We start from the raw sequence: 25,885 nt of genomic DNA on the forward strand, positions 1-25,885 counted from the left end.
CTTCTTCGCCGGCCGGTAGTCAGCCTGGGATATTTTGGCCTAAATTGACTTAATGCAGGATTGCTTCACCCCTTGAGATACGGGTCGGGGGTGGCGCCGCACGGAAGCGGACCCAACGCGATCCACAGGGCAGGTGCCAGGCGTGAAGCTCGCCAGCGCATTCAACGGCTCGTCCAGTCTGGTGGCACTCACCCGCCTCTCGGACGGTCGTTTCGTGGACGTCAACGACAGCTTCGAACGGGCCCTCGGTTACCCGCGCGCGGACCTGATCGGGAAGACCTCGGTGGAGCTGGGCATCTGGGATGCCGCCAAGCGCGAGCAGTTCGTCCAAGAACTGGTCGAGCAGCGCAACATCACCACCCGGCCCATGACCTATAGGCGCCGCGACGGCAGCGAGTTTGAGGCCCTGTTGATAGCCTCGGTGGTCACGGTGGACGGCGAGCACTATGTCCTCGGCATCCTCGAGGATGTGCAGCAGCAGGAAGCCAACCGCGCCCTGCAACACCGCACCGAGACCCGCTACCGCAGCATGTTCGACCACGCGGTGGAGGCCATCTACCAAAGCACGCCGGAAGGGCGCTTCCTGGACGCGAACCCCGCCATGGCGCGCCTGCTGGGCTACGCCTCGCCCCAGGAGCTGATGCAGGCGACGCGCGACATCGGCACCGAACTCTACGCCGACCCTGACGCCCGTGCCGAGCTGCTGCGCCTGCTCAAGCGCCAGGGCCACTTCGAGGAGTGCGAGGTGCAGGTGCGCCGCCGCGACGGCAGCCTGCTTTGGGTCTCGGAGAACGCCCACGCGGTGAAGACCGATTCCGGTGAGCTGCTCTACTACGAGGGCACTTTCGTGGACGTGGGCGCGCGCCGCGCCGCGGAAGTGGCACTGCATGTCTCAGAGGAGAAGTACCGCACCCTGGTGGACCACAGCCAGGACGGCGTGTTCATCACCCAGGAGGACAACTACACCTACGTGAACCAGGCCTACGCCGCCATGCTGGGCTACACCATCGGCGAGATGACCGGCACGCCCTACAAGCAGTTCATCGCGCCCGAGGACCGGACGTTCCTCGAGGAGATCTGGCGCAAGCGCCGTGCCGGACAGTGGGAGAAGAGCGCCTACGAGGTGCACCTGCTCAAGAAGGACGGCAAGACCCGCATCCTGGCCTCGGTGCGCTCCGGGCCCATCACCCTCAACGGCCAGCTCGCCAGCACCGGCACCATCCGCGACATCACCGAGGAGCGGCGCACCCAGGAGGCGCTGCTGGCCGCCGAGCAGAAGTTCCGCGCCATCTTCGAGAACGCCGTCATCGGCATGTACCAGAGCACCCCCACCGGCCAGTACCTGCGCGCCAACCAGGCCATGGCCGAGATCTTCGGCTACCCCAACGCCGAGGCCCTGCTCACCAGCGTCAAGAACATCAGCGAGCTGTACAAGAACCCGGATGACCGCCGCCTCGTCAACGCCGACCTGGAGCGCACCGGCCGGGTGGCGGGCCGCGAGGTGGAGCTGCGCCGCAGGGACGGCCAGAGCATCTGGGTGTCCTTAAGCGCGCGCGTGGTGCGCGACGCCGAGGGCAAGGTCGGCTACTACGAAGGCTCGCTGCAGGACGTGACCGCGCGCAAGCGCGCCGAGAGCGCACTGCAGCGTTCCGAGCAGCGCTACCGCCTGCTGGTGGACCACAGCCAGGTGGGCGTGTTCATCAACGAGAACGGCTACTACACCTACGTGAACCACGCGTTCGCGCAGATGCTGGGCTACACCGAGGCCGAACTCACCGGCATGAGCTACCGCGACGTCTTCCCGCCGGACGAGCTGGCCGCCGCCGACGAGCGCTTCCAGCGCCGCCAGCGCGGCGAGGAGGTGGCGAACGACTACGAGTCCGCGCTGCTGCACAAGGACCGCAAGACCCGCGTGATCGTGACCCACAGCATCGGCACCATCGACCAGGACGACCGGCGCATGATGATCGGCACGGTGCGCGACGTCACCGAGCAGAAACGCTTCGAGGCGCAGCTCCGGCACAACGCCAGCCACGACCCGCTCACCGACCTGCCGAACCGCAGCTTCTTCATCGAGCGCCTGGCGAAGGCGATGGAGCGCAGCCGCGGGCGCGGCGCGCCGGGCTACGCGGTGCTGTTCATCGATCTCGACAGCTTCAAGGTGGTGAACGACAGCCTCGGCCATGCCGCCGGCGACGACATGCTGGTGCAGGTGGCGCAGCGCCTCAAGCAGTGCCTGGGTCCCTGGGACACCCTCGCCCGCCACGGCGGCGACGAGTTCACGGTGCTGGTGGGCCAGACCCAGGACGCGGAGGACGCGGTGGAGGTGGCCGAGCGCATCCTGGCCGAGCTGGTACGCCCGGTGCGCCTCGGCGACAACGAGATCTACACCAATGCCAGCATCGGCATCGCGCCCGGCCACGCCGATTACGCCAGCACCGACGAGCTGCTGCGCGACGCCGACACCGCCATGTACCGCGCCAAGGCGGCGGGCAAGGCCGGCTACGTGGTGTTCGACCAGGACATGTATTCCCGCGCCCGCGCCCGCCTGCGGGTCGAGACGGAGCTCCGGCAGGCGCTCGACGCGCGCGAACTCCGCGTGCACTACCAGCCCATCGTGTCGCTGGCATCGGGCAAGCTGCTCGGCTTCGAGGCGCTGATGCGCTGGCAGCACCCGGTGCGCGGGATGCTGTCGCCGGACGAGTTCCTGCTGGTGGCGGAGGAGACCGGCCTCATCCTGCCCGCCGGCTGGTGGCTGCTGGAGGAGGCCTGCCGCCAGCTCAAGCACTGGCGCGAGCGCCACCCGCAGGGCAAGGACCTGACGGTGGCGGTGAACCTCGCCCACAAGCAGTTCATGTACACCGGGTTGCCGCAGCGGGTGGCGGACACGCTGCGCGACACGGGCCTGGAAGCCCACGGCCTGCACTTGGAGATCACCGAGACCGTGTTCCTGGAGAACCCCAAGGCCGCCGAGCACACCCTGCGCCGCCTGCGCGCGCTGGGAGTGGCGCTGCACCTGGACGACTTCGGCACCGGCTACTCGTCCCTGAACTACCTGTCGGCGCTGCCGCTGGATACCCTCAAGATCGACCGCAGCTTCGTCATGGACATGGAGCAGAACGCCAAGCACGCGGCCATCGTGCGCACCATCATCGACCTGGCACGGGAGCTCGGCATGAACACGGTGGCGGAGGGCGTGGAGACGCGCCACCAACTGCGCATCCTGGAGGGCCTCGGATGCCGCGCGGGCCAGGGCAACCTGTTCGCGCCGGCCCTGGACCTGAAGCGCGCCGACGCGCTGTTCGAACGGGAATCCCTGGTGCTGGCGCCGGGGGATGAGCTGGGCGGCATGCCGCCCAGTAGCCTGTTCAGGCGCACACGCGATTTCTTCCGCCGCGTTTAGCCTCGTAGAGCTTCTCGTCCGCCGCCGCGATCAGCGCGTCCACGTCATAGGAGGGCGGCGCTGCCGCCACACCGACGCTGAGGGTCACGTGCAGTCCCGGCTGCAGGCGGCTCCAGTCGTACTCCTCCACCTGCTTGCGGATCTTCTCGCAGACCGCGAGCGCGTTGTCCTTGGTGGTCTCCGGGAAGCAGAGCAGGAACTCCTCGCCGCCGTAGCGGGCGATGATGTCGATTGAGCGGCACTGGGTGCGCAGGATGTTGGCGATGGTGCGCAGCACGTCGTCGCCCACCATGTGCGAATGCTGGTCGTTGACGCCCTTGAAGCGATCCACGTCGGCCATGGCCAGCGCGATCTGGCGGTTGTAGCGCTCGGCGCGCTTGACCTCGAAGTCCAGCCGGTTGTCCAGGTAGCGGCGGTTGTAGAGGCCGGTCAGGCCGTCTTCGCGGCTCTGGCGCTCGAGCTCCGAGGCCTGCTGCTGCAGGCGGCCCAGGAGTTCCTCCTTCTCCCGGTTCGCGCTGCGCAGGGACTCGGTGAGCGCGTGCAGCTCGTCCTTCTGCAGGGCCAGGTCGTGGGTGCGCTCCACCACGCGCCGCTCCAGCTCGTTACGTCCCTTCTCCAGCTCCTCGAACAGCCGCGCGTTGGCGATCGCCACCGCCACCTGCCCGGCGAAGGTCAGCACCAGCTGAAACTGCGACTCGCTGAACATGTAGGGCGTATAGCCCTGCACCGACAGCACGCCCAGCACGCGCTCGCGGTAGGTGATCGGCACCGCGATGAACGACTGGGTCTGCGGCGTGTCGCCGATGTGGATCATCATGCTCTTGAACTCGCTCTCGTCGCTGCCCCAATCGCTGATGAACACCGGCTTGTTGCTGGACACCACCCAGGAGAGCACGCCCTCGCCCAGGCGGCGCCGGCGCGGCGCCTGGCGGCCGGCCCGGTTATGGTGCAGGCGGATGTCCAGCTCGCGGGTGCTCTCGTCGTAGAGCGCCAGCATGAAGGAGTCCGACTCGAGCAGGTTCTTGCTCTCGCGGTAGATCATCTCGATCACGTCGTCCAGCACCAGCGCGCCGGACACCGCGCGGCCGACACGGTTCAGCGCCTCCAGCTCGTCCTTCTTCACGGCCAGGGTGGTCTGGGTGTCGGCGATGTGCTTGACGATCCAGATGATGAGGAACAGCACCACCAGGAACAGCCAGAACACCGGCGTCTCGAGCCGGTTGTAGACGATGGCGGTGAACACCGCGAGCGGCACGGCGGCGATGTCCACCGCGGCGGAAAAGAACCCGAAGGCCTTGCGCCAGTCGAAGCCCTCCATCCAGGCGATCACGGCCACGAAGCAGTTGTTGAGCAGCTGCATGACCAGCGCGAGCATCAGCATCAGCATGCCGTCGTGCAGGTCGAGCTGCTCCAGCGGCACGCGCCCGCCGAAGTATTGGTACAGCCCGCCGGTGATCAGCACCAAGAAGATGATCATCCCGGAGTTGTGGAAAGCGCGCAGCAGCGTGAGGCGCATGCTCTGGTTGCGGTTCGCGCCCCAGGGCAGGAACGGCCACACCACGGAGGAGATGCCCGCGATCCAAGCCGCCTGCAGCGTGCCGAAGATCAGGATGCTGGAGATCTGCACCACCCGGTCCAGCGAGACGTGGCCCACGTGCGGCGCCGGGAAGCCGAACAGCACCACCACGATGCCGAACAGGGTGAATCCCACCACGGCCGACACGTTCGCCACTTCGAGCTGGGTGTGCACGGACAGGTAGACGAGCAGGGCGAAGCCGGCGAATGCCAGTAACGCGGCGTAAACCACAGATACTTGCCGTGCGTTCTTCATGTGAGGCGTTAACTTCTTCCCCTGATGTCACTGTTGTTACATAGGCACCCTGGGGGTGCAAGACAATGTTTGTATACTAAAGGTATACACCCGGCAGCCGGCTGAAAACACGCGTGCTAGACTGCCGGATACCCACGAGGCGACCGCCATGCACCTTGATTCCAAAGGCTTTTTCTCCCGTCCCCTGATCCTGGCCGTCTGCGGGGCCGCCCTGCTGCTGGCCGCCTGCGCCCCCCGCGTCTATGTGGAACAGGACGATGGCGCCGGGCTCCAGGGCTACCACCGTTTCGCGTGGGTGACCCCGCCCGCCGGGCCGGTACGGGACCCGATCCTGGACAGCCAGATCCTGGAATCGCGGGTGCATAACGCGGTGAGCGCCGACCTCAAGGCCCGCGGCTTCGAGGAGGTGGCGGCGGACGGCGAACCGGACTTCATGGTGACCTACCATACCTCCAGCAAGCAGAAGCTGGAGAGCACCGGCGCCTCCTTCAGCTTCGGCATCGTGGACGCGTTCCCACACGGCTTCGGCAGCGTGGCGTTCCCGGTGGGCAGCGACGTGCAGACCCGCGACGAGGGCACACTGATGCTCGACGTCATCGACGGCAAGAGCAAGCGCCTCGCCTGGCGCGGCTGGACCACCGGCCTGCTCAACCAGGACAACTACAGCGACAAGTCCGTGGCCGAGGCCGTCAAGAACATCCTCGACAAGTTCCCCGCACAGTAAGCCTCCCCGCATGCCCGCGCCGGTACCGCCATGATGCCGGCGCGGCTCATCGCCCACGTGGACATGGACGCGTTCTACGCGTCCGTGGAACAGCACGACGATCCTTCCCTCAAGGGCCGGCCCGTCATCGTCGGCGGCATCGGCACCCGCGGCGTGGTGAGCGCCGCCAGCTACGAGGCGCGCGTCTTCGGCGTGCGTTCGGCCATGCCCATGTACGAGGCTCGCCAGCGCTGCCCCCAGGGCGTGTACATCCAGGTGCGCATGTCGCGCTACAAGGAAGTATCCCAGCAGGTCTTCCAGGTGTTCGAGTCGTTCACGCCCACCATCCAGGGCTTGTCCCTGGACGAGGCCTTCCTGGACCTCACCGGCGCCATCGGCAGCGAGGATCCGCTGGCCCTCGGCCGCAGCATCAAGGATGGCGTGCGCGCCGCCACCGGCCTCACCGCCTCCATCGGCCTCGCGCCCAACAAGCTGGTGGCCAAGATCATCTCCCAGCAGTGCAAACCCGACGGGCTGCAGCACGTGAAACCGGAGGAGGTGCAGGCCACCCTGGACCCGCTGCCCGTCACCGCCATGTGGGGCATCGGTCCCCGCACCGGGGAATCCCTCAAGAAGGCCGGCATCGCCACCATCCGCGACCTGCGCGGTGCACCGGAGCATAAGCTCAAGGCCCTGTTCGGCTCCCAGGCGCTGCACTTCAAGGCGCTCGCCGAGGGCCGCGATGCGCGGCCGGTGGACGACTCCGGCGGCGAGCGCTCCGTGAGCCAGGAGACGACGTTCGAGCGGGACTTGGGCGACATGCGCGACCTGGACCCGATCCTGCGCGGCCTCACCGAGGACCTGTGCCGCATCCTGCGCAAGAACGGCCTCAAGCCCCATACGCTCGTGGTGAAGCTGCGGGAGACGGACTTCAGCCGCCACACCCGCCAGCGCCGCTTCACCCCCGCGGACGCCAGCTTCGACGCCCTCTACCCCATCGCCCGGGGACTGCTGGTCCGCTGGCTGGAGGAGCATCCGCACCGCCAGCTTCGGCTCCTGGGCGTAGGAGCCAGGGACTTCGCGGGCGACGAGCAGCAGGACTTATTTGACGAAAGCCGGGCCCGCCGCCAGCGCCTGGAATCGGCTTCAGATGCGGTGCGGGACCGCTTCGGCGACAGCGCCCTGCGCCGAGGCGTATCCTTGGACGACGATCAGGACCCGGCTTAAGACCCATGTACGCCAGCTACTTCGGCCTCAGCGACAACCCGTTCGCCATCACGCCGGACCCGCGCTTCCTTTTCCTGTCGGCGCGGCACACCGAGGCGCTGGCGCATCTCCTGTACGGCGTGACCGAGAGCGGAGGCTTCATCCAGCTCACCGGCGAGGTGGGCACCGGCAAGACCACGCTGGTGCGCACGCTGCTGGAGAAGCTGCCGGACAACGTGGACGCGGCGCTGGTCATCAACCCGCGCGTCTCGGTACTGGAGTTCCTGCGCAGCATCTGCCGCGAACTCGGCATGGACTGGAAGCAGAGCCAGACCCCGCAGGACCTCATCGACACCCTCAACGCGCACCTCTTCAAGTCCCATGAGAAGGGCCGGCGCGTGGTGCTGATCATCGACGAGGCCCAGGGCCTCACCGCCGAGGTGCTGGAGCAGGTGCGCCTGCTCACCAACCTCGAGACCCGCGAGCAGAAGCTCCTGCAGATCATCCTCGTCGGCCAGCCGGAACTGCGGGAGATGCTGGCGCGCAGCGAACTGCGCCAGCTCGCCCAACGCATCACCGGCCGTTACCACCTGACACCTCTCTCCCGCCCCGAGACCCGCGCCTACGTGAACCACAGGCTGACGGTGTCCGGCGCCATGGCGCCCATCTTCAGCGGCGGCGCGCTGCGCACCCTGCAGCGCGTCACCGGCGGCATCCCCCGCCTCATCAACATCATCTGCGACCGGGCGTTGCTCGGCGCCTATACCCATGAGCTGCGGCAGGTGGACTCGGGCTTGGTGCGCCGCGCGGCGCAGGAAGTGCTGGGTGAAGCGCCCTCCGCCGCATCCTGGTGGCGGCCGCGCCCCGTACTGGCCTTGGGACTGGGCGTGCTGGCTGTGATAGCGGTGGTGCTAACCGTACCGTTCTGGGCCGCCGGTCCCAAGCTAGAGGCCGCGGCGGTGCCGCCGCCCGCGAAGCCCGCGCCCGCGCTTACCCTCGCGGACTGGCTCGCGGACCCGGGACATCCCAGCGACACCGACGCCGCCTTCGGCACCCTTTTCTCCCTGTGGGGCGCGGGCTATGCGCCGGGGGGCAGCGGCAGCGGCTGCCGCGAGGCGGCGGATGCGGGCCTGCGCTGTCTATATAGACGCGGCACCTGGAACAACCTGAGGGGCTTCGACCTGCCCGCCATCGTCACCCTCACGGACGGGGCCGGCGGCGCGCACCAGCTGGTGATGACGCGCATCGACGGGCACGGTGTCACGCTGCGTGCCGGTGGCGCGAGCGCCAGCTTCCCCATCGCCGAGGTGGAACCCATGTGGTACGGCGAGTTCCTGGTGCTGTGGCGCCCGGACAGCCACGCGCAGCACCCGCTCACCCCCGGCATGGTGGGCACCGGTGTCGCCTGGCTGCGCAGCCAGCTCGCCACGCTGCAGCACACCGACGACTCCCGCAGCGCCATCTACGACCCGGCGCTCACTGCCGCGGTGAAGCGTTTCCAGGCTGAGCAGCACATGCAGGTGGACGGCATCGCCGGCGAAGAGACGCTGGTGCGCCTGTCCGCGGTGCTGGCGCAACCCGGCACGCCGCTGCTGAGCGGAGGCAGCTGATGTCACTGATACTGGATGCCCTGCGCAAGTCCGAACGCACCCGCCAGCAGAGCCTGACGGGCCAGCTCGGTGCCGGTGAAGTGCCGACATCGTTGAGCCGCCTGCCGGTGCCCTGGGTACCGCTCGTGGGTGCGCTGCTGCTCATGAACGCCATGCTGCTCTGGTTCTTCTGGCCGCACGCTGCGTCCACCCCCGCGATCCCCACGGCGAGCACCCCGGCCGCGCCCGCGGCACCTTACCGGCCCACGGTGCGGCCGCTCGCCTCCGAGATCGGTCCCGGCGACGAGACGGTGCCGGTGCTGCCGGTGCCGGGACCCGTCTCCAAGGTCGCGCCGCCCGGCAATCCCTCACTCGCCGCCGCGGTGCCGGCGGAAGTGCCGCCGGTGCGCCATTACGGCAACCAGCCTGCCGTGCAGGGCATCGACAGCCTGCCCGCGGACCTGCGCCAGGCCCTGCCCGCGCTGCACCTGGACGTGCACGCCTACGCCAAGGATCCGGCCGAGCGCTTCGTAGTGATCAACCTGCAGCGCTACCACATCGGCGACCTCCTGGCGGAGGGGCCGAAGCTGGTGGACATCCTGCCCCAGGGCGCAGTGCTGGAGTTCCGCGGCGCCACGTTCCTCCTGCCCGCCACCTGATGCTGCCGCGCCGCTAAGGCATGGAAGCCATCGCTGCCATCGCCTATGTGGACGGCGTGCGCCTGCGCCGCGCGCTCAGCGCCGGCATCCAGCATGTGATCGCGCGCCAGGAGCACCTCAACGCCATCAACGTGTTCCCGGTGCCGGACGGCGACACCGGCACCAACATCGCCTTCACGCTGCGCGCCGTGCTCGCCGCCATGAGCGACGAGCCCGGCCGCCACGCCGGCCACATGCTGGAGACGGTGGCCTCGGCCGCCCTGGACGGCGCGCGCGGCAACTCCGGCGCGATCTTCGCGCAGTTCTTCCAGGGCCTCGCCGAGCGCTCCCGCGAGCTCGCGGCCCTCGGTCCCGCTGATTTCAGCGCCGCCGTCAGCCACGCCGCGAGCTCGGCCCGCGGCGCCCTCACCCAGCCGAGGGAAGGCACACTGCTCACGGTGATGGGCGACTTCGCCGCGGCACTGCGCGAGGCGCTGGCGGCCCGCTCCGGCGCGGACGTGCAGGAGCTCATGGTGCAGGGCCTGGCACGGGCCGAGGTCTCGCTGGCCAACACGCCGAACCAGCTGGAAGTCCTCAAGAAGGCGGGCGTGGTGGATGCCGGCGCCCAGGGCTTCGTGGACCTGGTGCGGGGCGTGGTGGAATTCCTGGAGGACGGGAGCCTCGACGAGCTGCCCGCCGACGCGCCTCTGCCGGTGGAAGCCCACCCCAAGGGCGTGGAGCTGGACAAGGAGTACCGCTACTGCACCGAGTGCCTGGTGCAGGACGAGGCGCTGGACCGGGCCGCCTTGAGCGCCGAGCTCGCCGTGGTGGGCGGCAGCCTGGTGGTGGCGGGTGGCGCGCGCAAGCTGCGCGTGCACATCCACCTCAACTCGCCGGACGCGCTGTTCCGCATCGCCGCGCGCCACGGCAAGGTCTCGGGAGAGAAGGCAGACGACATGTGGCGGCAGGCGCGCCTCGCGGGCAAGCGCGTGGCGCGCCCGGCGATCGTCACCGACTCCGGCGCCGACATCCCCGTGGCGCTGCTGGAATCGCTGGACATCCACATGGTGCCGGTGCGGGTACACTTCGGCGACCACGCCTACCTCGACAAGGTCTCCCTCAAGCCCACGGACTTCTACCGCGAGTTGCGCGAGAACCCGCAGGCCCCCAAGACCTCGCAGCCGCCCCCCGGCGACTTCCGCCGCGAGTTCAGCATCCTGGGCGGTCACTACGAGGCGGTGCTCTATATAGGCCTCACCTCCCGCGCCAGCGGCACCTTCCAGGCGGGCGCGTCCGCCGCCGCGCGCACCGACGACGCGGCGGTCTCCGCGCTGGACAGCTGTACGGTCTCCTGTGGCCAGGGCTTGCTCGCCATGTACGCAGCGGAATGCGCGTTCGCAGGGCTCGACGCCGCCGCGACGCTCGAGGCGGTGCGGGCGATGATGCCGCGCACCCGCACCTACGGGATGGTGCCCGACCTCACCAGCGCGGTGCGCGGCGGCCGCGTGCCGCGCTCCAAGAAGCTGGTGGCGGACCTGCTGCACGTGACCCCGCTGCTCACCGCCCGGCCCGACGGCGAGGTGAGGTCCTGCGGCGTGCTGCTCGGCCGCGCCGGCCGGGTGGCGAAGTTCGCCCGCTACCTCGCGCGCCACGCCCCCGCCGGCGGCCCGCTACGCCTCCTCATCGGCCACTGCGCGGCGCCGGATGCGGCGCAAGCGCTGCTGGAGGAGCTGCGCAGAGCCTTGCCGGAAGTGGAGTCCGCACACATCACGGAAGCCGGGCCCGCGCTCGGCGCCCACGCCGGGCCCGGCGCACTGGTAGTGGGCCTGCAGGCCTATGCGCCGCCGCGACTCAACTGATCACCGGATCCAACCAAAGGGAAGTGCCATGCGCCTCATCCTCGCGTTCCTCCTCACCCTGCCCGTCCTCGCGCTCGCCACGGACATGCCCGCGTTCAGCGAGGCGAACCTGCGCGGCAGCATCCAGACCCTCTCGTCCGACGCCTTCGGCGGACGCGCACCGGGCAGCCCCGGCGAGCAGCTGACCGTCGACTACATCGCCGGCAAGTTCAAGGACTACGGCCTCGTCCCCGGCGCCGGCGGATCCTACCTGCAGGACGTGCCCATGAAGCAGATCACCGCGGCGCCGGACGCGGAGCTCACGGTCAGCGGCGGCAAGGATGCCCCGCTCAAGTTCGCCTATGGCAAAGACATGGTGGTGAGCTCGCCGCGCACCGCTGCCACAGTCTCGCTCAAGGCGAGCCCACTGGTGTTCGCGGGCTACGGCGTGGTGGCGCCGGAGTACGGCTGGAACGATTACGCCGGCCTCGACGTAAAAGGCAAGACCGTGGTGGTGCTGGTGAACGACCCGGGCCACGAGCGGGATGATCCCAAGCTGTTCGAAGGCCGGGCCATGACCTATTACGGCCGCTGGACCTACAAGTACGAGGAAGCGGCGCGCCAGGGCGCCGCCGGGATACTCATCGTGCACGAGACCGAGGCCGCGGGTTACCCCTGGGAAGTGGTGCAGGGCAGCTGGACCGGCCCGCTGGAAGAGCTCACCCCCGTGCCCGGCGCCTACCAGCTCGCGGTGCAGGGCTGGATCTCCGGTGACACCGCGCACCGCATCTTCGCCGCCGCGGGCCAGGACCTGGACGCGCTCGAGAAGCGCGCCTCGGAGCGCGGCTTCAAGGGCATCCCCCTCAAGCTCGCCGCCGACGTCACGCTGCACGACACCGTGAAGGACATCGTCTCCCACAACGTGGCGGGGCTGGTGAAAGGCAGCGCGCATCCGGACGAGGTGGTGGTGTACTCGGCCCACTGGGACCACCTGGGTCAGCGCACCGGCACCGACGGCAAGGCCGAGGTGTTCCACGGCGCCGTGGACAACGCCTCCGGCATCGCGGGCCTGCTGGAGATCGCGCGCGTCATGCCGAAGTCCAGACCGCAGCGCAGCGTGCTGTTCCTCGCCACCACCTCCGAGGAGCAGGGCCTCCTGGGCGCCGCCTACTACGCGGCCCATCCCCTGTTCCCGCTGGCACGCACCGCCGCCGACCTCAACATGGACGTGCTCGACACCTACGGCAAGACCCGCGACGTGACCGTGCGCGGGCGCTTCCTCTCCGGCGCGGATGCGGCGCTGGTGGCGCAGGCGAAGGCGCTCGGCCTCAAGGTGGAGGAGGACTCGCAGCCGGAGAAGGGCCTGTACTTCCGTGCCGACCACTTCGAATTCGCCAAGGTCGGCGTGCCTGCCTTGAGCATCGCGCTCGGGACGGATTACGTGGACCATCCTGCCGGCTGGGGCCTCACCCAGCAGCGCGCCTACACCGCACAGCGCTACCACAAGCCGGCGGACGTCTACGAGACGGGCTGGGACCTCTCCGGCATGGTCCAGCAGCTGGACCTCATGTACCGCACCGGTCTCGCGCTGGCTGACGCGGGCAGCCTGCCGGAGTGGAAGGCCGGCGCGCCCTTCCATCGGCCGGTGAAACTCTAGGATTCCCGCTTAAAAACCCGTGCCGGCGGGGGTCGCGCTACCCCCGCCGGGCCCCGGCGGGTAGAATCCGGCCAAGGGTCTCAAGAACAGCGCAATGCACATCCTCATCGTCGACCACTCGAAGGTCGTGCGAACCGTCTGGAACAAGATGGTCGCGGACCTGGGCCACCAGAGCCTCACCGTCTCGAGCGCCGAGGAAGCCATGGAAGTGCTGAACGGCCAGGAGGTGGAGTTCATCTGCGCCTCGCTCTCGCTGCCCGGAGAGAACGGCATCGGCTTCTGCCGCCACGTGCGTGCGCTGCCCAAGCACCACAAGACCCCCTTCATCCTGCTCACCTCCACCCAGGACAAGACCACGCGCCAGGAGGCGTTCGAGGCCGGCGTCACCGAGATCCAGGAGAAGATGGACAAGGAGCAGCTCGAGGCACGCCTCAAGCAGTACCTGTCCGAGGAGCAGCAGGAACTCACCGGCCGCGTCCTGTACATCGAGGACAGCATGGTGGCGGCGCACATCATGATCAAGATCCTGCGCCACATGAACCTGCAGGTGGACCATTTCCGCAGCGCCGACGAGGCGCTGGCCGCTTTCGAGAAGAACGACTACGATGTCATCATCAGCGACATCCTGCTCGAGGGCGTGATGAGCGGCGTGGGCCTGGTGAACCGCGTGCGCAGCTACCTCTCGGACAAGCGGCGCGTTCCGATCCTGGCGCTCTCCGGCATGGACGAGACCTCCCGGCGCATCGAGCTGTTCCGCCTCGGCGTCAACGACTACATCGCCAAACCGCCGGTGGAGGAGGAGGTGCGCGCGCGGGTGCGCAACCTGATCATCAGCAAGCAGCTCTTCGACCGGGTGCAGGCCCAGTCGCGCCAGCTCTACCAGCTCGCCATGCAGGACCTGCTCACCGGCCTCTACAACCGCACCGGCCTCGATGAGTTCGGCAGCAAGTGCTTCAGCGAGGCCAACGAGTACGACACCCCGCTGTCGATGCTCATCATCGACCTGGACCACTTCAAGAACATCAACGACACCCATGGCCATACCGCCGGCGACAAGGTGCTGGCCAAGGTCGGCACCATGCTGACGAAGGCCTGCCGCGAGACCGACATCGCGGCCCGCGTCGGCGGCGAGGAGTTCGTGCTGATCCTAAACCAGTGCGGCGTCGAGGAGGCTACCCGGCAGGCCGAGAAGCTGCGCAAGGACATCGAGAAGCTGAGGCCGGACGGCGTGGCCGTCACCGCCAGCATCGGCGTGACCTCGCGCCCCTTGGGCAAGGGGGTCAGCTTCGACGACCTGTTCAAGGTCGCCGACCGCGCTGTGTACGAAGCCAAGAACCAGGGAAGGAACCGCGTCGTGAGCATGCTCTATTCGTAGCGCAGCGCCGGAAGCGCACGCATCACTTGCACCGAAACCCGTCCCGGCATGAGGAACCCCATGTCAGACAAGCCTGTTCACTTCGATACCGCCTGCGTCCACGCCGGCCGCCAGGTGGACCCCGTGACGGGCGCAGTGGCCCCGCCCATCCACCTCTCCACCACCTTCCAGCGCAGCCCGGACTACGGCGCCGACCCCTACAACTACGTGCGCGGCAACAACCCCAACCGTGCCCAGCTCGAGGCCTGCCTCGCGGCGCTGGAAGGCGGCGCGGCGGCGTTCGCCTTCGCCTCCGGCAGCGCCGCAGCCACGGCGGTGTTCCAGTCCCTGAAACCCGGCGATCATGTGGTGTGCACCCGCGACGCCTACCACGGCATCCTGCGCATCCTGCGCGAGATCATGGCGCCCTGGCAGCTCAAGGTGAGCCTCGTGGACGCCAGCGACCTCGACGCGGTACGCGGCGCGCTGACCCCGGCCACGCGGCTGGTGTGGGTGGAGAGCCCCACCAACCCGGTACTCAAGATCACCGACCTCGCGGCGGTCGCGGACATCGCGCACCGGGCCGGCGCCATCGCGGTCTGCGACAACACCTTCGCCACGCCGGCACTGCAGAACCCCCTCGCCTTCGGCATGGACCTCGTCATGCACAGCGCCACCAAGTACCTGGGCGGCCACGGCGACGTGATGGGCGGTGCGCTGGTGGCGCGCGAGACCGGTGCGCTCGCGGAACGCCTGCGCGGCCTGCAGGGCAACGGCGGCGCGGTGCCTTCGCCCTTCGACTGCTGGCTGGTGCTGCGCGGCACCGCCACCCTCAGCGTGCGCATGCGCGCGCACTGCGAGAACGCGCTCGCGCTGGCGCGCCGGCTGGAATCGCATCCTGCGGTGGAACGCGTGTTCCATCCCGGCCTCGCCTCGCATCCGCAGCACGCGCTCGCCGCGCGCCAGATGCGCGCGTCCGGCGGCATGCTATCCTTCTGCGTGCGCGGCGGCGCTGAGGCCGCGCTACGCGTGGCGTCCCGGGTGAAACTTTTCACGCGCGCCACCAGTCTAGGAGGGGTGGAGAGCCTGATCGAACATCGCGCCTCGGTGGAAGGGCCCGAGAGCCCCACCCCGAAGAACCTGCTGCGCATCTCGACCGGCCTCGAACACCCCGGCGACCTGGTCGCCGACCTTGAGCAAGCTCTGTCTTAGATCCGAAAACCAAGACTCCAAGGGAACTCCCATGCAGTACCGCCTACCCGCCTTCCTCCTCGGCGTCCTCACGGCCGCCCTGCCGGCCCTCGCCGCCGCCGCGCCTGCTTCCGCCGGCTCGGGCGTGACGCCCACCGTCACGTTGGAGCAGATCATGGCCGCCCGCGACTGGATCGGTAACCCGCCGGAAGACGGCTACTGGAGCTGGGACAGCAAGAGCGTGCTGTACAAGGTGAAGCGCGATGGCAGCCCGCTGCGGGACCTGTACCGGGTGGATGCGGTCGGCCCCGGGGCCCCGCGCAGGCTGGGCGACGCCGACCTCGCGAATGCGCCGGCTCCGGGCGGAGCCTTCAACCGCGCCCACACCCTGCAGGTGTTCATCCGTGACAACAACGTGTTCGTACGCAACCTCGCCACCGGCAGCCTGCGCCAGCTCACCCGCGACAACACCGCGCGCAACGCCGAGCAGTTCATGGCCGACGGCAACCGCGTGCAATGGCACCAGGGCAACGACGTCTATGTCTACGAGCTCAACACCGGCCTGACCTCCCTGGCGGCGGACCTGCGCCTGACCGAGGACCCGGCCAAACCGGCGGCGCCGAAGAACTATCTGCAGGCGGAGCAGCCCCGCCTGTTCGACTTCCTCAGCACCCGCGCTGCCAACAAGCAGGCGCAGCGGGACCAGCAGGCGGCGCAGCAGAGTGCCGACGCCACCCGTGTGGGCGCGCCCTGGTACCTGGGCAAGGGTTTCGACATCGTGTACGAATCGCTCTCGCCCAACGGGCGCTGGCTCGCGCTGGTGACCCAGCCGAAGGATGCTGACGCCGGTGAGCCCGGCATCATGCCGGCCTACGTCACCGACAGCGGCTACGTGGAGACCAGCAAGGAGCATACCTACGTCGGCCTGAACCCGCCGCCGGCCCAGCAGGTGAAGGTGCTGGACCTCCAGAACCACACCGCCTTCGACCTCGACCTCTCGCAGCTGCCCGGCATCAAGGACGACCCGCTCGCGGCGCTGCGCAAGTCCGCGGTGGACTGGGACGCGAAGCACGGCATCACCCGCAGCGGCGACGCCAAGGCGCCGGCGGTGCGCGAGGTGTCGGTGAACGGCCTCGCCTTCAGCGATGACGGCGCCAACCTAGCGGTGCAGTTCATCTCCAACGACTTCAAGGACCGCTGGCTCGCCACCGTGGACTTCGCGAAGAAGGCGCTGGTGACCCAGGACCGGCTCAGCAACCCGCGCTGGGTGAACTGGACCTTCAACGACTTCGCCTGGATGCACGACAACCACAGCCTGTGGTTCCTGTCGGAAGCGGACGGCTGGTCGCATCTGTACGTGAAGGACCTGGCTGCCAGGAGCGCGCGCCAGCTCACCAAGGGCGAATTCGAGATCAACTCCGGCGTGGCCGCCACCCATGATGACGCCTACTTCTTCGTGAGCGCCAACAAGCCCGCACCTGGCACCTGGGAGATCTACCGGGTGGACGCCAAGAGCGGCGCATTCGAGGCGGTGACGAACCTCGGCGGCATCAATGGCGCCCAGCCAGCCATGCATGACGGCGAGAGCTTCCAGCTCTCGCCGGACGAAAGCAGGCTGCTCGTGTACCACTCCATGACCGACCGGCCGCCGGAGATCTGGGCGGTGGACGCCAAGCCCGCCGGCGCCGCGGTGCAGCTCACCCACACCGTGTCCGGCGCGTTCAGCGCGGTGGACTGGGTCGAGCCGCAGATCGTGCAGGTGCCCTCCAGCCACCAGTCGCGCCCGCTGTACGCGCGCCTGTACCTGCCGAAGGACTACTCACCCGCGAAGATCTACCCGGCGGTGGTGTTCATCCACGGTGCCGGCTACCTGCAGGACGCGCACAGCGGCTGGTCCTACTACTTCCACGAGTTCATGTTCCACACCTTCCTGACCCAGCACGGCTACCTGGTGCTGGACATGGACTACCGCGGTTCCGCCGGCTACGGCCGCGACTGGCGCACGGCCATCTACCGCAACATGGGCCATCCTGAGGTGGAGGACATCACCGACGGTGCCCACTGGCTCGGCCAGAACTACCACGCCGACCCGAAGCGCATGGGTGTGTATGGCGGCTCCTACGGCGGCTTCATGACCTTCATGATGATGTTCCGCCAGCCGGACCTGTTCCAGGCCGGCGCCGCACTGCGCCCGGTCGGCGACTGGGCGGACTACAACGACGGCTACACCGCGGCCATCCTCAACCGCCCGGACGTGGATCCGCAGGCCTACTTCGACAGCTCGCCCATCAACTATGCCGGCGCGCTCAAAGGGCATCTGCTCATCATGCAGGGCATGCAGGACGACAACGTGTTCTTCATCGACACCGTCCACATGGTGCAGAAGCTGCAGGAGCTCAGGAACCCGAACTTCGACGTGATGTTCTACCCGACGGAGCACCACGACTTCCGCGACGCGGCGAGCTGGCTGGACGAGTACCGCCGCATCTGGCGGCTGTTCGACACCTACGTGGACCCGCAGTGAGCAAGGGCTCCATGGGCTGCTAATATGGACCCCGCCTCATGGCGGGGTCTTTTTTCATGGCACCGAGGAAGTTCAGCAGTCCGGACGAATGCGTGGAGGCCATCCTCCAGCGGGTGGGTCCGCGCCTGGTGGTGGGCGCGCCGCTCGGCATCGGCAAGCCCAACCACCTCGTCAACGCGCTCTACCGCCGCGTGGCGCGCGACCCCTCGCTGCACTTGAGGCTCGTCACCGCGCTGTCCCTGGAGCGTCCCGTGGGCAAGAGCGGACTGGAACGGCGCTTCCTGGGTCCCTTCACGGACCGGGTGTTCGGCGACTATCCCGAGCTCGAGTACGTGGCGCCGCTGCGCCAAGGCAAGCTGCCGCCCAACGTCGAGATCTCCGAGTTCTACTTCAAGTCCGGCAGCATGCTGGGCGTCCCCTCCGCCCAGCGCCACTACATCAGCAGCAACTACACCCACGTGGCACGGGACATGCTGGCGGCAGGCGCCAACGTCATCCTGCAGGCAGTGGCCGCGCTGCCGGGCCCGCGCTACAGCCTCTCCTCCAACCCTGACGTGACCCTGGACATCATGCCCGGCCTGCGCGCGGCCGAACGCGCGGGCCGCAAGGTCGCCGTGGCGGGCATGGTGAACCGCCGGCTGCCGTTCATGTACGGCGCGGCCGAAGTGGAGCCGGAGTTCTTCGACTTCATGGTGGACGCTCCCGGGCTCGACCACCATCTCTTCGCCGTGCCGAACATGCCGATCGACCCCGCTGCCCACATGATCGGCCTCTACGCCAGCGCGCTATTGAAAGACGGCGGCACCTTGCAGGTGGGCATCGGCTCCCTGGGGGACGCCTGCGTCTACGCCTCGCAGTTGCGCCATGCCCGCAACCCGGACTACCGGGCGGCCCTGGACGCCACGGGCGCGCTGGCGAAGTGCGGCGTGGCCATCGAGGCCATGGGCGGGCTCTCGCCCTACCGGGAGGGCCTCTATGCCGGCAGTGAGATGTTCGGCGACGGGCTGCTGCGGCTCTACGAGGCCGGCATCCTCAAGCGCCAGGTCTACGACCATGCGGGCCTGCAGGCGCTGCTGAACTCAGGCCGCCTTTCCGAGAGCGTGGGGCCGGACACCCTGACCACGCTGAAGGACGAAGGGATCATCGGCGCCAAACTCTCGCCGGAGGACATGGCCTTCCTGCAGCGCTTCGGCATCCTGCGGCCGGACCTGCGTCTGGAAGGGGGCGTGCTGCTGTTGGCGGATGGTGCGCGGGTGACGGCGGACCTGGATGACCGGGAAAGCTTCCGGCATATCGCCGGCGCCGCCCTGGGCGCGCGCCTCAAAGAGGGCGTGCTGATGCACGGCGCGTTCTTCCTCGGCAGCCAGTGGTTCTACGACACGCTGCAGGCGATGCCTGAGCCTGAGCGGCGCATGTTCGCCATGGAGGCGGTGTCGCAGGTGAACGAGCTCTTCAGCGACGTGGAGCTGGAGAAGCTGCAGCACCGGCATGCGCGGTTCCTCAACATCTGCATGAAGATGACGCTGCTGGGCTCGGCGGTCTCGGACGCGCTGGACGGCGGCCGGGTGGTGAGCGGCGTGGGTGGCCAGTACAACTTCGTCGCCATGGCCCATGCGCTGCGCCAGGCCCGCTCCGTGCTGATGCTGCGCAGCACATACTCGGCGCGCGGCAAGGCCGAATCCAACATCCTGTGGGAGTACGCCCACAGCACCATCCCGCGCCACCTGCGTGACGTGGTGGTGACGGAGTACGGCATTGCCGACCTGCGCGGCAGGACCGACGAGGAGACCATCGTCGCGATGCTCAAGGTGGCGGACTCGCGCTTCCAAGACGCGCTCATGGCCGAGGCCAAGCGCGCCGGCAAGCTCAGGCCGGACTTCGCGCTGCCCGAGCTCTACCGCCACAACACGCCGGAGCGGTTGAGGGCGGACCTCAAGCGCTTCCAGGACGCGGGCCTCTTCCCGGAGCTGCCCTTCGGCAGCGACTTCACGCCGGAGGAACTCGTGCTCGGCAAGGCGCTCAAGCGGCTGCAGGCCGCGAGCCGGAGCTGGGCGGGCCGTCTTGGCCTCGCCGCCTCGCTGCTGCGGACGCCGTCCCCGTCGGCGGCGCCTTATCTGAAGCGCATGGGCCTCGACGCGCCGAAAGGATTGGAGGAGCGGGTCTATGCCCGCCTGGTGGCCGGCGCCCTGAGATGAAACGGGCCGCGTGAGCGGCCCGTTACGGTCCAGTGATGCGATGCTTCAGCCGCGCCGGCGCCGCAGACCTAGCACGCCGAGCAGGAGGGGCAACAGGGGCAGCCAGAAACCCCCCAGGAACCCGCCGCCACCGCCACCGCCGGTGTTGTTGTTCTGGACGGTGACATTCGTGGTGGCGATGTTGGACAGCTTCACGCCGTCGCTGGCCTGGAACGTGAAGCTGTCCTTGCCGATGTAGCCCGTGTTCGCGAAATAGGTGAAGCTTCCCCCGCCGAAGCTCAACGCTCCGTGGGTGGCCGGCGACAGCACGGAGAAGCTCAGCCCGTCGCCGTCCTTGTCGCTGGCATTGAAGGTGCCGCTGAGGGGCTGGGTGCCGTCCCGTATGAAGAACGGGCCGCTCTTCGCCACCGGCGCCGTATCGGCTGCCACCACCCCGGGTATCTGCAGCGAGATGTTGAGGTCGTCGCTGCCGCCGTTGATCACCGCCAGGTCCGGCTGGCCGTTCTCGTCGAAGTCAGCCACCGCCACGCCGCGCGCATCCACTTCCGCGGGGTAGCTGTTGCTGATCAGGCCGCCCTGGCCGTTGCCGAGCAGCACGCCCACGCTGCTGCTGCCCACGCAGGTGGTGACCACGTCCGGGTCACCATCGGCATTGAGGTCCGCCACCGCGAGGCTGCTGGGGTTGGTGCAGGTGGAATAGCTGAACGCCGCATCGAAGCGCTTGCCGTGGCTGCGCAACACGGTGATCCGGCTGTTGCCATAGTCGGCGACGATGATGTCCGGGAAGCCGCTGTGATCGAGATCCGCCAGAGCCGCCCGTACGCCGACACCTGCATACACGAAGGAGCTCGCGCCATTCTCGTCGAACGTGACCGGCTGGAGCTTGCCGCCGCCGTCGTTCACGAGGATCGCCACGTTGCTGCCCACCGTCACCACGTCCGGGATGTGGTCGCGGTTCGCGTCTCCCACCGCCAGCGCGCTGATCACGCCGCCCGCGGCGAAGCTGCGCGGCGCGCCGAAACCGCCGCCGCCGTGGCCGGGAAGGATACTGACCTTGTTCACCACCGCGTTGGCGACGATCAAGTCCGGCTTGCCGTCGCCGTCCATGTCTTCCACCGCCAGATCCACGGGGTTGTCGCCCGCGGCGAACTGCCTTGCCGTCTGGAAGCTGCCGTCACCGTTGCCGAGCAGCACGCTCACGGTGCCGTCGCCGTTGTTGGCGCAGACCGCATCCAACTTCCCGTCGCCGTCCAGGTCCGCGAGCGCGAGCCGCTGCGGATGGGTGCCGGTGCCGCCGACGCTGAAGACCTGCCGCGCGCGGAGCGTGCCGTCGCCGTTGCCGAGGCGCACGCCCAGCGTGCCGTCGGCGGAGTCGACCTCCACCACATCGGCATGGCCGTCTCCGTCGAGATCGGCCGCCTTCACATCGCTAGGGACCGCACCGGTGGCATAGGAACCCTGCAGCGGGAAGCCGCCGCTGCCGTCGTTGTGCAGCACCTGGATGAAGCTGCCCGCAGGGTTGATGGCCACGATGTCGGGATTGCCGTCGCCGTCCACGTCGCCGGTGGCGAAGGGCTGGACAGCGAGACCGGAGTTGATGCCGGCAGCGGGGTAGTAGACGCCGGCGTGGAAACCGCCCTGGCCGTTGCCCTTGAGCACCCGCAGGAGACCGGTGGCGATGCTGCCGGTGAGGAGGTCGAGATGCCCGTCGCCGTCCGCGTCCAACGCCTGGACATAGCGCGGCTGCGGGCCGGCGGTGAAGGAGCGCGATTGGCCGAAGCGGCCCCTGCCTTCGCCCGGTTCGTAGATCACCGTGGTGCCATTGGGATCGGTATTGGTGATCACCACGTCCACCTTGCCGTCGCCGTCGAAATCGGCGGCGGCGATCGTCTGCACGGTGCTGGTGGTCGGCGGTCCGCTTATGGTGGTCGCGGTCTGGGCCGCGAAGGTGCCGTCGCCCTTGTTGCGCAACACGCCGAGGGTGGATTCGCCGGTGTTCGCCACCAGGATGTCCGGACCGTTGTCGTTGAGGTCGGCGATGGCGACATAGGTCGGGCTGAGGCCGGTCGCGTAGGTCGCCTGCCCCTTGAAGGTGCCGTCGCCCTTGTTGAGCAGCACGCTGACGTCGTTGTCGGTGAAGTTGGCGGTGACGATGTCGGGGCTTCCGTCGCCGTTCACGTCCGCCACCGCCACCGAGAAGGGGCCGGCGCCGGTCGGGTAGGTCGGCGCGGGCGTGCCCTTGCCGGTCGTCGCCTGGGCGGCGGTCTGCGCCACGAAGGTACCGTCGCCCTTGCCGATCATCACCATCACGTTGGCGCCGTCGTTGTCCGCCAGCACCACGTCAGGCTTGCCATCACCGTTCAGGTCCGCCACTGCCAGGGCTACCGGGTTGGCGCCGCCGAAGTAGTAGGAGGTCGGGCTGCTGAACTTGCCCTTGCCGAGACTGTCGTTGAGCAGCACCGCCATGGTGCCGATCTCGCCGATCTCCACCACATCCAGGTGGCCGTCGCCGTTCACGTCCGCCAGCGCCACCGCGCCGGGCGTATCCAGGGTGCCGAAGAAGGGGACCGGGTAGAGGCCATTGGCCCCAGCCAGTCCGCAATAGGCGAGGGCCGCTAGCCCGAGGGCGTAGCCGGGCAGGTGTCGTCTGCTGTGCATGCTGTTCCTCAAAAAGACCGGGCGCTTCGACCGCTAGGGTCAGGCCCGACCGGGGGTCTATGGGCGGCGGCGTGGGTCCTGAAAATGTGGCGTCATTATACCCACAGCCCCGCCCCGTCCGGGATGGAACGCCCGGCCGGGGACGGGGATGACAGGCTTCAGCCGCCGGGCACAGGTGCGGCAGGCACGAACGCGCCGGCCGGGCCCGGGAACACCACCGGGCTCTCGAAGCCCTCGCCCGAGACCGCCGCCACGCCGAAGAACCAGTCGTCGATGCTCACGTCCTTGAGCACGTAATGCTGCACCGGACCCACGTAACGGCCCGCGTTCCAGCGCGGATCGGTGGTAGCGCGCCAGTGCAGGCGGTAGCCGGCAGCCCCGGCGGTGGGCTGCCAGTCGAACACCGTATCGGTGCCGCCGGACATGCCTGGTGCCGGGTCCGAGGCGATGGCGACGCCGGCCGGGGGCGCCGGCGCCCAGGCCAGGGCGGCGAGGGTGACGGCGTTCATGCCCGCCACCTTGGCGAGATAGGGGAAGTCCACGCCCGAGAGCTCATCGCCGTAGCGCAGGCCGCGCTCCGTGCGCAGGTCCTGGTGCTGGTGGGTGAAGTCCTCGTGGGACTCGGTCACGCGCACCGCGGGATAGCCGAGCGCGTTGAACGCCACGTGGTCGCCGCCGCGGCCGTAGCGGTCGGTGCGGTACACCAGCATCACGTGCCAGTTCGGGATGTAGCGCTCCGCCAGCGCCTGCATATAGCGCGCCACGTTGCGCGAGGGCGAGTCCAATTCGCCGCCGTGGTAGCGCCGGTCCTTCGCTTCCTGGGGCGTCTCCAGCGCGCGGGTGCCTTCGGAGAACACCCGCACCGTGGTGTCGTCGGTCACGCCGTTCTGGCCGCGGCTGTTGCCGACGATGTCGTTGTTGAGGTCCGCCTCCACGTACCACTTGTGGTCCTGGGCGTACTGGGCGATGACCTTGCCGCCGAACAGGCCCTGCTCCTCGCCGCTGTCCGCCGAATAGACGATGCTGGCGGCGAACTTGTACTTGCTGAGCACGCGCGCCGTCTCCAGGAGCGCCGCCACGCCGGAGCCGTCGTCGTCGGCGCCGGGGGCATCGGACTTGACGTCCATGACGTCGCTCACGCGCGAGTCCAGGTGCGCGGTCATCACCACGTAGCGGTCGGGGTCCGTACTGCCCTTCTGGATGGCGACCACGTCCATCACCTCGGCGCCTCCCTTCGGCATGCGCTCGCCGGTGAACACCTGCGAAGGCGTGATCACCTCCAGGCAGCCGCCGCAGTCCTTCGAGATGGACTCGAACTGCCCCTGCACCCAGCGGCGCGCGGCGCCGATGCCGCGCTTCTTCGACTGGGTGTCGGAGAGCGTGTGGCGCGTGCCGAAGCCCACCAGCGTGGTGAGCGTGGCCTTGAGCCTCGCCGGGTCCATGCCCTGGGCGATCTCGCCCAGCACCGGGTGCTCGTCCGGCGGCGGCGCGAGGTCCGCGGCCAGGGCCGTGCCGCTGAGGAAGAGAGCGAGCAGGAAAGGCAGTCGCTTGAGCATGGACTTTCTCCAGGGTGACGGAGCGAGGGGCTATTCTGGGACGGGACGCTGCCTTTAGGGAATCGCCCAGCCGCCCGGGCATGGGGCGCTTCGGGACGGTGTCCTCTCACCTGGACTAAACCCAGGACCCTGTTGAGACGTCCAAGCTGGGAAGACTCGAGACCCGGGCTCTTCAGGTCCCAGGCTTGAAATGTCCCAAGCCTGTGTTATAGTAAGATAATACAGTAACACGCCCGCCCCGGGCGCCCCCGACAGGAGCCAAGCTCATGCGCATCCCCGCCCTCCTCTGCGCCGCCGTCCTGGCGGCCGCCGCCGCCGGCCCGGTGGCCGCGGCCCAATCCTTCGAGAAGACCGACACCTACAAGAACCCGGCCATCAAGGCCGGCGGCAGCCTGAGCCTGAGCAACCTGGTCGGCCACGTCAGCGTCGTGACTGCCGCCGACGGCGTGCTCTCCGTGGACAGCAAGGTGGTCGCGGCCTCCGGCAGCGACGCCGAAGCCCAGGCCCTGGCGGCCAAGCTCAAGATCGTGCCCCAGGTGGACGGCAACAGCGTGACGCTGCACGCCGAGTACCCGCTGGACGACTACACCGAGTACTACTACCACGGCAACGGCAGCAACTTCGGCATGAGCACCAGCACCGTGAGCTACGACGGCGAGCGCGTGCGGATCAGCAACGGCACCTTCGGTTCCGGCGCGAACCTGCATGCAGACTTCGTGGTGCACGTGCCCAAGGGCGTCCACGTGACCGTGGACAACAAGGTGGGCCTGATCGAGGCCAGCGGCGTGAATGCGCCGCTCACCCTGAAGTCCGCATCCGGAGACATCAAGGCCGAGAAGGGCAGCGACAGCCTGAGCGGCGACACCGGCTCCGGCGACATCACCGTGACCGACCACAACGGCGCGGTGAAGATGGACACCGGTTCCGGCGACATCATCCTCACCCACCAGAAGGGCGGAGACGTGGACGCCGACACGGGCTCGGGCGACGTGAACCTGACCGACGTGGCCGGCACGCTGACCGCCGACACGGGCTCGGGCGACGTGAACCTGCAGAAATACAGCGGCAACGGCGCCAAGCTCGATACCGGCTCCGGCAGCATCGTGATCCATGACGCCACCGGCTCCATGAAGCTGGAGGCGGGCTCGGGCGACATCACCGCCACCGGCTTCAAGGCCGGTCAAGTCCTCGAGATCAGCACCGGCAGCGGCAGTGTGAGCATCGAGGGCGACCTGGGCGACGTGCTGCGCCTCTCCGCCGACGCGGGCAGCGGCGACATCACGATCCGCACCAGCCGCGTGCCCTCGCTGCACATCACCGCCACTTCCGACTCGGGCGACGTGGACGTGGACCTGCCCGGCATGCAGAACGTGTCCGCCAAGCATCACTCCATCCGCGCCGACGTGAACGGCGCCAAGGGCACCGCCGAGCTGGACGCGAGCTCCGGCGACGTGAGCTTCACGAAGAGCTGACCACCTCCCACCAGTGTGGGTCAGCACGGGCCGGCGTTATGCCGGCCTGTTTTTTGATACAAGGGTTCGC

The 25,885-nt window shown here is 68.6% G+C and carries 15 protein-coding genes; 12 read left to right on the forward strand and 3 right to left on the reverse strand.

What is annotated here, in order from left to right; genetic code table 11:
- Positions 1-142 precede the first annotated feature (142 nt).
- Complete coding sequence (locus tag VF651_01985) at positions 143-3,403, forward strand: PAS domain S-box protein (protein ID HEX7964462.1); 3,261 nt, start codon at positions 143-145, stop codon at positions 3,401-3,403.
- Here VF651_01985 and VF651_01990 read toward each other — a convergent pair.
- Positions 3,369-5,234: a diguanylate cyclase gene (locus VF651_01990; GenBank protein HEX7964463.1), complete on the reverse strand. Its 1,866-nt coding sequence runs from the start codon at positions 5,232-5,234 to the stop codon at positions 3,369-3,371. The genes VF651_01985 and VF651_01990 overlap by 35 nt on opposite strands.
- A 148-nt stretch (positions 5,235-5,382) precedes the next feature.
- Between VF651_01990 and VF651_01995 the strand changes: the two genes are divergently transcribed.
- From VF651_01995 to VF651_02040, 10 genes are all read left to right on the forward strand, one after another.
- Entirely contained in the window at positions 5,383-5,958 is a 576-nt protein-coding gene (locus VF651_01995; GenBank protein HEX7964464.1) for a DUF4136 domain-containing protein, read from the forward strand.
- A 30-nt stretch (positions 5,959-5,988) separates the two neighbouring features.
- Positions 5,989-7,164 (forward strand): DNA polymerase IV, encoded by a 1,176-nt coding sequence (locus tag VF651_02000; protein ID HEX7964465.1) that lies wholly within the window; start codon positions 5,989-5,991, stop codon positions 7,162-7,164.
- Between the two features lie 5 nt (positions 7,165-7,169).
- Positions 7,170-8,753 carry an AAA family ATPase gene (locus tag VF651_02005; GenBank protein HEX7964466.1) on the forward strand — a complete coding sequence of 528 codons (1,584 nt, stop codon included), beginning with the start codon at positions 7,170-7,172 and terminating at the stop codon, positions 8,751-8,753.
- The gene (locus VF651_02010; protein HEX7964467.1) at positions 8,753-9,391 is read left to right on the forward strand and encodes a general secretion pathway protein GspB; all 639 of its coding nucleotides are present in this window, start codon (positions 8,753-8,755) and stop codon (positions 9,389-9,391) included. Before VF651_02005 ends, VF651_02010 begins: the two co-directional genes overlap by 1 nt.
- A gap of 20 nt (positions 9,392-9,411) precedes the next feature.
- Positions 9,412-11,229 (forward strand): DegV family protein, encoded by a 1,818-nt coding sequence (locus tag VF651_02015; protein ID HEX7964468.1) that lies wholly within the window; start codon positions 9,412-9,414, stop codon positions 11,227-11,229.
- A gap of 28 nt (positions 11,230-11,257) precedes the next feature.
- Positions 11,258-12,865, forward strand: coding sequence for a M28 family metallopeptidase (locus VF651_02020; protein HEX7964469.1), 1,608 nt, complete (start codon positions 11,258-11,260; stop codon positions 12,863-12,865).
- A 94-nt stretch (positions 12,866-12,959) separates the two neighbouring features.
- Positions 12,960-14,240, forward strand: coding sequence for a diguanylate cyclase (locus VF651_02025; GenBank protein ID HEX7964470.1), 1,281 nt, complete (start codon positions 12,960-12,962; stop codon positions 14,238-14,240).
- A gap of 60 nt (positions 14,241-14,300) precedes the next feature.
- The gene (locus tag VF651_02030) at positions 14,301-15,431 is read left to right on the forward strand and encodes an aminotransferase class V-fold PLP-dependent enzyme (GenBank protein HEX7964471.1); all 1,131 of its coding nucleotides are present in this window, start codon (positions 14,301-14,303) and stop codon (positions 15,429-15,431) included.
- Positions 15,432-15,462: 31 nt separating this feature from the next.
- Positions 15,463-17,934, forward strand: a complete 2,472-nt coding sequence (locus VF651_02035) for a prolyl oligopeptidase family serine peptidase (protein ID HEX7964472.1) — start codon at positions 15,463-15,465, stop codon at positions 17,932-17,934.
- Between the two features lie 56 nt (positions 17,935-17,990).
- Complete coding sequence (locus VF651_02040) at positions 17,991-20,129, forward strand: acetyl-CoA hydrolase/transferase C-terminal domain-containing protein (GenBank protein HEX7964473.1); 2,139 nt, start codon at positions 17,991-17,993, stop codon at positions 20,127-20,129.
- A 45-nt stretch (positions 20,130-20,174) separates the two neighbouring features.
- Here VF651_02040 and VF651_02045 read toward each other — a convergent pair whose 3' ends face one another.
- Both VF651_02045 and VF651_02050 read right to left on the reverse strand, forming a co-directional pair.
- Complete coding sequence (locus tag VF651_02045; protein HEX7964474.1) at positions 20,175-22,787, reverse strand: FG-GAP-like repeat-containing protein; 2,613 nt, start codon at positions 22,785-22,787, stop codon at positions 20,175-20,177.
- 158 nt (positions 22,788-22,945) lie between these two features.
- Positions 22,946-24,343 carry a M28 family peptidase gene (locus VF651_02050; GenBank protein ID HEX7964475.1) on the reverse strand — a complete coding sequence of 466 codons (1,398 nt, stop codon included), beginning with the start codon at positions 24,341-24,343 and terminating at the stop codon, positions 22,946-22,948.
- 266 nt (positions 24,344-24,609) lie between these two features.
- Here VF651_02050 and VF651_02055 point away from each other — a divergent pair, with 266 nt between their 5' ends.
- Positions 24,610-25,815, forward strand: coding sequence for a DUF4097 family beta strand repeat-containing protein (locus VF651_02055; protein ID HEX7964476.1), 1,206 nt, complete (start codon positions 24,610-24,612; stop codon positions 25,813-25,815).
- The last annotated feature ends 70 nt before the right edge of the window (positions 25,816-25,885 follow it).

The organism is Gammaproteobacteria bacterium (assembly GCA_036383255.1).
GTDB lineage: Bacteria > Pseudomonadota > Gammaproteobacteria > Natronospirales > REEB76 > DASUBN01.